The following is a 6,088-nucleotide window of genomic DNA, read 5'->3' as shown; positions in this document are numbered from 1 at the left end:
CCCCCGCCCCCCCCCCCCGCCCCCCCCCCCGGCCGGGGGGGGGGCGCGCCCCCCCGCGGGCCCCCCCCCCCCCCCCCGCCGCCCTGCGCGAACGCTACGCGCAACAATCCTTCGATGCACATCGCGGCTGGCACCTGGGCCCGCAATTGGGGCGCGACTGGCCGCGCATCGGTGCCTTGTTCGCCTTCATCCCGCCGTCGCAGCGCCTGCCACTGCTGCAATTGCTGCGCACGGCCAGCCGTGAAGAGATCGATGCCATGGCACGGCTGGCGCAGACCACCGCGCCGGAAGCGCGCGCCGATCTGCGCAGTGCATTGCTGGCGCAGCCTCCATCGCAACGTGCAGCATGGCTGCGTGCGCAGCTGCAAAACTAGCAGTACCCACCTCGCTGCCCGCCAGCAGCGGGGCAGTCACATTTCCACCAGCCCGATCAAGGCCGCTGCGGTCACCGCCATCGCCAGCAGCACCGAATAGACCACCCCCAACCCGGCAAACTTCAACAAGGTCAGTGGCCAGCCCTGCGCGTACACGCGCTTTTGCATCAGCAGCAGGTATGCCGGCATCCACGCCAGCAGCAGGCCGATCACCCAGTCGAACACGCCGTTCAACCACGTGCCTTCCGGTGCGAAGGTTTCCGCCGGCAGGTGCGCCAGCAGCAACAGCAGCAGCGACAGGCACAGGAAGGCGTGGCTGTGCAGCGCCACCACCAGATGCTCCATGTACAGCCGGCGCTGGAACACGTAGGCCAGCTTCAGCAGCAGCGCGAAGATCGGCACCAGCACGAACAGCGTGCTGGGGATCACCGACAGCACGGCATCCTTGAACGCACCGGGATCCTGCTTGAGGCGCGCCACGTTGTCGCTGGCGTGCCGGGCCTGGGTGTTGAGCCAGCGGTTGGCGAAGTCGGGCAGCCAGTCGATGGCGATGGGGTGGTCCTTGGCATCCCAGCGCTGGCCGTTGATGACCAGGCCACGGTTGGCCGCCGGGGTGGCCGCCTTGGGGGCAGTGCCCTGCAACTCGCGGATGCGCTTGTCGGCGGTATTGCGGATGGCCTGCTGCCCGGCCTCGATCCCCGGGATGCCGGTCGCGGCCGGCGTGCCCGCCATCCTCCGCTTGGCCTCGTCCATCTGCTTCAGGCGCGCATCGCGTTCGCGCACCACCGCGTCCACGGTGGGTGCCGTGGCGATGGCCTGGTTGCCTTCGCCCAAGTCGACGTTGGCATCGATCTGCACGGTCATCCGCGCCACGAAAAACGCCAGCACGGCCAGGAAGAAAAACAACCGGAACGGGGTGACGTAACGCACCTGCCGCCCGGCGAAATATTCCAGGCTCAAAAATCCCGGACGCAGGAACAAGGGCTTGAGCGTACGCACGATCCGCGCATCGAAGTCGAACACGCTGTCCAGCAAGTCGCCGAACACACTGCCCAGCGGGCGCATCAGGCCTTTGACCGGCTGCCCGCAGGCATGGCAATGCGGCCCCTGCAAGGCCACGCCGCAGTTGCAACAAGCGGTTGTCGGCGGGGGATCGTCGGACACAACGGGCGGGGAATCGGTCTGCATTCCGATAAAATGACAGGCCGTGCGCGGCGACGCCAGCGCACCCGCCTCCGGTTCCCCATGCCCACCTTGCCCCACCGCTTCCGTCACGACGTGGCGCGCACCGCGCGCCTGGCCGCGCCGTTGGCGGCCGGGCACCTGGCCTCGGGACTGGTGAGTTTCGTCGATGCGCTGGTGGCCGGCCACCACGGCACCGCCACCCTGGCGGCGATGTCGGTGGGCACGGCATTGCTGTGGCTGCCGCTGCTGGCACCGATGGGCGTGCTGATGGCGCTGCCACCGGCGGTGTCGCAGCGCGACGGGGCCGGCCGGCGCGGGGACATCGGCCCGTTGTTCCGGCAGGCGCTGTGGTTGGCGGCGCTGCTGGGCCTGCTGCTGTTCGTCCTGCTCAGCGCGCTGCCGCTGCTGCTGCGGCCGATGGGCATCGCGCCCGATATCGTGCCCGGGGTGGTGGGGTTCTTGCACGCGGTGCGCTGGGGCATCCCGGCGTTCACCCTGTACCTGTCGATGCGCTATCTCAGCGACGGCCTGCACTGGTCGCTGCCCACCATGCTGCTGGGCTTCGGCGGCCTGTGCGTGCTGGCGCCACTGGCCTGGGTGCTGACCAACGGGCGGCTGGGGGCCCCGGAACTGGGTGCAGCCGGCATCGGGATGGCCACCAGCGTGATGTTCTGGGTGCAGGCACTGGGCTTTGCGCTGTACCTGTGGCACAGCCGCCGCTTCGCCGACCTGCAGCTGTTCGCGCATTTCGAATGGCCGCAGTGGCCGGCGCAGCGCGAACTGCTGCGCAACGGGTTGCCGATCGGCATCACCGTGACCATGGAAGGCGGGCTGTTTGCCGCCACCGCGCTGCTGATCGGACGCTTGGGTGAAGTGCCGGTGGCCGCGCACCAAGTGGCGCTGAACGTGGCCACGCTGTGCTTCATGTTGCCGTTCGGGATTGCCGAGGCCACCACCGTGCGGGTGGGCCATGCGTTCGGGCGCGGCGACCGCAGCGGCATTCGCCACGCGGCCTTCGCCGGGCTGGCGCTGGCGCTGGTCACGCAGGCCTGTTCGGCCCTGCTGCTGGCGCTGGGCCATGCCGGCATCGCCCAGCTGTACAGCACCGATCCGGCGGTGATCGCGCTGGGCGGCAGCCTGCTGCTGTACGCGGCGCTGTTCCAGTTTCCCGATGGCGTGCAGGTGGTGTCGGCAGGCGCGCTGCGTGGCCTGCAAGACACCCGCGTACCAATGTGGCTGGCGGTGCTGGCGTATTGGGGCATCGGCATGCCGGTGGGCGCGGGGCTGGGTCTGTGGCTGGGCTGGGGCCCGCGCGGGATGTGGCTGGGGTTGACCGCCGGCCTGCTGGTGGCCGCCCTGCTGCTGGCACGGCGCTTCCTGCGCATCAGCGCGCTGCCGCCCACCAGGCCGGATTCCACCGTGGCCATGACCGATGCCGCATGAGCGGCGCCCGCCAGTCCGTTAGCATTCCCCTGTCTGCCGCCCTGCCGCGGCCCGTTTTTCCCGGAGTCCTGCAATGAACGAACCGCGCCGCCGCGGCCCCATCACCCGCCTGATCGTGGGGATCTGGGATGCGATCAACTTCACCCGCCGGTTGGCGCTGAACCTGCTGTTCCTGCTGGTGCTGGTGATCCTGCTGGTGGCCATGCTGGGGGGCGGCAAGCTGACCCCGCTGCAAAACCGCACTGCGCTGGTGTTCGCGCCGGAAGGCCGGCTGGTGGAGCAATACAGTTGCGATGCCCTGAGCCGCAGCCTGGCCCGCGCCACCCACAGCCGCGACTGCCGCGAAACCCGCCTGCGCGATGTCCTGCGCGCGCTGGAGGCCGCTCGCACCGACAAGCGCATCGAGCGGGTGGTGGTGAATCTGGACGAGCTGGAACCTTCCGGTTTCGCGTCGCTGCGCGAAGTCGGCGCGGCGCTGGCCGCGGTGCGCGCCGCCGGCAAGCAGGTGGTGGCGTATGGCGAAGGGTATTCGCAAGGCCAATACCTGCTGGCCGCGCAGGCCAACGACATCTACCTGGACCCGATGTCGCAGGCCGGCGTGATGCTGGACGGCCTGGCGTCCTACCGCCAGTTCTTCCGCGAGGCGCTGCAAGACAAGCTGGGCGTGGACATGCACCTGTTCAAGGTGGGCACGTTCAAATCCGCCGCCGAGCCCTTCATCCTCGACGCCGCCTCGCCAGCCTCCAAGGAAGCCGACCTGTACTGGATGGGCGATGTCTGGCAACGCATGCTGGCCGACATCGGCAAGGCGCGCGGCATCGACCCGGCCACCCTGTCCAACTACGCCAACACCCTGCCCGACGAAGTGGCCGCCGCGCACGGCGACCTGGCACAACTGGCGATGCAACAGAAGCTGGTCACCGCGCTGAAGACCCGCGAGGACGTCGAAACCCTGCTCGCCCAGCGCGGCGTGGCCGACGACAACGCCGACGGCGGTTATCGCCAGGTGCCGCTGGACATCTATCTGCAACACCTGGATCGCGGCCTGCCGCAAGCCGATACCCGCCCGCAGGTGGCGGTGGTGGTGGCCGAGGGCGAGATCGCCGGCGGCAAGCAGCCGGCCGGCAAGGTGGGGGGCGACTCCACGTCGGCATTGCTGCGCCAGGCCCGCGACGACGACGACGTGAAGGCGGTGGTGCTGCGGGTGAACTCGCCGGGCGGCGAGGTGTTCGCCTCCGAACAGATCCGCCGCGAAGTGGCCGCCCTGAAAGCCGCCGGCAAACCGGTGGTGGTGTCGATGGGCGACGTCGCTGCCTCCGGCGGCTACTGGATCAGCATGAACGCCGACCGCATCTATGCAGACCCGTCCACCATCACCGGCTCGATCGGCATCTTCGGCCTGTTCCCCACGCTGGACCGCACGCTGGGCAAGCTCGGCGTGCACACCGACGGCGTGGCCACCACGAAGTACGCCGGTGCCTTCGATCTCACCCGCCCGCTGGACCCGGGTGTGGCCACCACCGTGCAGGCGGTGATCGAGAAGGGCTACCGCGACTTCACCGGCAAGGTGGCCGGTGCGCGCGGCAAGACCGTCGAACAGATCGACGCGATTGCCCAGGGCCGCGTATGGAGCGGTGCGCAGGCGCAGGAACGCGGGCTGGTGGATGCCTTCGGCGGCCTCAAGGACGCGGTGGCCGACGCCGCCGGCCGCGCCAAGCTGGGCGCGCCGGATGGCTGGCAAACCCGTTACCTCGAAGACAACGCCACCCCGCTCTCGCAATGGCTGGGCGGCATGCTGCAAAGCCGCGCCGGGCTGGCCCTGCTGCAGGACAGCGGTACCGCCGAGCTGCTGCTGGCCCGCCGCGTGCAGGCCCAACCGGCACTGCGTTTCGTGCAGGACGCGCTGGACACCCGCGGCAAGCAGCGCGTGAAGGCGCTGGCGTATTGCTTCTGCGCGCCGCTGTAAGCGTGCTGCGACGCGACGGCTAGCGGGCCGCCGCGTCGTCGAGGTCCTTCTGCTGTTGCTTCGCCGCGTCCTCGGTCTGCGCTGCCGCCGCACTGGCTGCACCCTTGTAGGCGTTGGCGCTGGAGGTGATGGGCGAAGCCGGGGCCGCCTGCGGCTCCGGGCGCTGCTCGCGTTCCGGCGGGGGCGCCGAGCACGCGCCCAGCAGACACAGCAGCGGCAGCAACAGGCGCAGGTACATGGGGCATCTCCACGGGAACTTGGCCTATCCTAGCGCCGAACATCCTTCGGAAGCCGCCCATGCCCCTGCCCCGCTGGAATCTTGCCGGCCACCGCGCGCTGGTCACCGGTGCCAGCGCCGGGATTGGCCTGGCCATCTGCCGCGAACTGCTGGGCTTCGGCGCGCAGGTGCTGATGGTGGCGCGCGACGCCGATTTGCTGGAGCAGGCGCGCGCCGAACTGGAAGACGAATTCCCCGGCCCGGAAGACGCGGTGCTGGCAGTGCCGGCCGACGTCACCGACGACGAACAGCGCGCCGAGATCATCGACTGGGCCCGCGACCAGGGCGGCCTGCACATCCTCGTCAACAACGCCGGCGGCAACCTCACCCGGCCGGCGCTGGACTACGGCGAGGACCAGTGGCGCGGGATCTTCGAAACCAATCTGTTCTCCGCCTTCGAGCTGTGCCGGCTGGCGCACCCGCTGCTGTCGAAACACGCGGCCTCCGCCATCGTGAACATCGGTAGCGTGTCCGGCCTCACCCACGTGCGCAGCGGCGCGCCCTACGGCATGAGCAAGGCGGCGCTGCACCAGATGACCAGGAATCTCGCGGTGGAATGGGCCGAGGACGGCATTCGCGTCAATGCCGTTGCCCCGTGGTACATCCGCACCCGCCGCACCAGCGGCAAGCTGGCCGATCCCGATTATCTGGACGAGGTGCTGTTGCGCACGCCGATGGGCCGCATCGGCGAGCCGGAGGAAGTGGCGGCGGCGGTCGCCTTCCTGTGCCTGCCGGCGTCCGGCTACGTCACCGGCGAGTGCATCGCCGTGGATGGCGGGTTTTTGCGTTATGGTTTCTGAAGGCCGCCCGCCGCACACCGTGGCGTGATGGCCCCCTGCATGG

Annotated in this window: 5 protein-coding genes and 1 pseudogene; 4 read left to right on the top strand and 2 right to left on the bottom strand. The window is 69.7% G+C overall.

The annotated features are described in order from the left end of the window. A pseudogene (locus ACE3OK_RS05390) lies at nt 1-374 on the top strand (hypothetical protein); the annotation flags it as partial. A gap of 36 nt (nt 375-410) precedes the next feature. On the opposite strand, the gene ACE3OK_RS05385 reads toward ACE3OK_RS05390, so the two are convergent. Next, nucleotides 411-1,439 (bottom strand): DUF3667 domain-containing protein, encoded by a 1,029-nt coding sequence (locus ACE3OK_RS05385; RefSeq protein WP_374248521.1) that lies wholly within the window; start codon nt 1,437-1,439, stop codon nt 411-413. A gap of 180 nt (nt 1,440-1,619) precedes the next feature. Between ACE3OK_RS05385 and ACE3OK_RS05380 the strand changes: the two genes are divergently transcribed. Beyond that, a complete protein-coding gene (locus tag ACE3OK_RS05380; protein ID WP_374248520.1) occupies nt 1,620-3,002 on the top strand; it encodes an MATE family efflux transporter in 1,383 nt (460 codons plus the stop codon). A 73-nt stretch (nt 3,003-3,075) separates the two neighbouring features. Next, entirely contained in the window at nt 3,076-4,968 is a 1,893-nt protein-coding gene (gene sppA, locus ACE3OK_RS05375; protein ID WP_374248519.1) for a signal peptide peptidase SppA, read from the top strand. A 19-nt stretch (nt 4,969-4,987) separates the two neighbouring features. Here sppA and ACE3OK_RS05370 read toward each other — a convergent pair whose 3' ends face one another. Continuing rightward, the gene (locus tag ACE3OK_RS05370; RefSeq protein ID WP_374248518.1) at nt 4,988-5,206 is read right to left on the bottom strand and encodes a hypothetical protein; all 219 of its coding nucleotides are present in this window, start codon (nt 5,204-5,206) and stop codon (nt 4,988-4,990) included. 59 nt (nt 5,207-5,265) lie between these two features. On the opposite strand from ACE3OK_RS05370, the gene ACE3OK_RS05365 reads away from it, so the two are divergent. Continuing rightward, the gene (locus ACE3OK_RS05365) at nt 5,266-6,045 is read left to right on the top strand and encodes an SDR family oxidoreductase (protein WP_374248517.1); all 780 of its coding nucleotides are present in this window, start codon (nt 5,266-5,268) and stop codon (nt 6,043-6,045) included. Nucleotides 6,046-6,088: the final 43 nt, after the last annotated feature.

It is taken from the genome of Thermomonas sp. (assembly GCF_041905325.1).
Lineage (GTDB): Bacteria > Pseudomonadota > Gammaproteobacteria > Xanthomonadales > Xanthomonadaceae > Thermomonas.
The sequence above is the reverse complement of the archived record's forward strand: the minus strand, read 5'-3'. Positions and strand labels throughout refer to the sequence as shown.

What these genes read in the sequence shown, in the direction of transcription:
- ACE3OK_RS05370 (WP_374248518.1), bottom strand. Translation starts at nt 5,206, where the DNA reads ATGTACCTGCGCCTGTTGCTGCCGCTGCTGTGTCTGCTGGGCGCGTGC.
- ACE3OK_RS05365 (WP_374248517.1), top strand. Translation starts at nt 5,266, where the DNA reads ATGCCCCTGCCCCGCTGGAATCTTGCCGGCCACCGCGCGCTGGTCACC.
- sppA (WP_374248519.1), top strand. Translation starts at nt 3,076, where the DNA reads ATGAACGAACCGCGCCGCCGCGGCCCCATCACCCGCCTGATCGTGGGG.
- ACE3OK_RS05380 (WP_374248520.1), top strand. Translation starts at nt 1,620, where the DNA reads ATGCCCACCTTGCCCCACCGCTTCCGTCACGACGTGGCGCGCACCGCG.
- ACE3OK_RS05385 (WP_374248521.1), bottom strand. Translation starts at nt 1,439, where the DNA reads ATGCGCCCGCTGGGCAGTGTGTTCGGCGACTTGCTGGACAGCGTGTTC.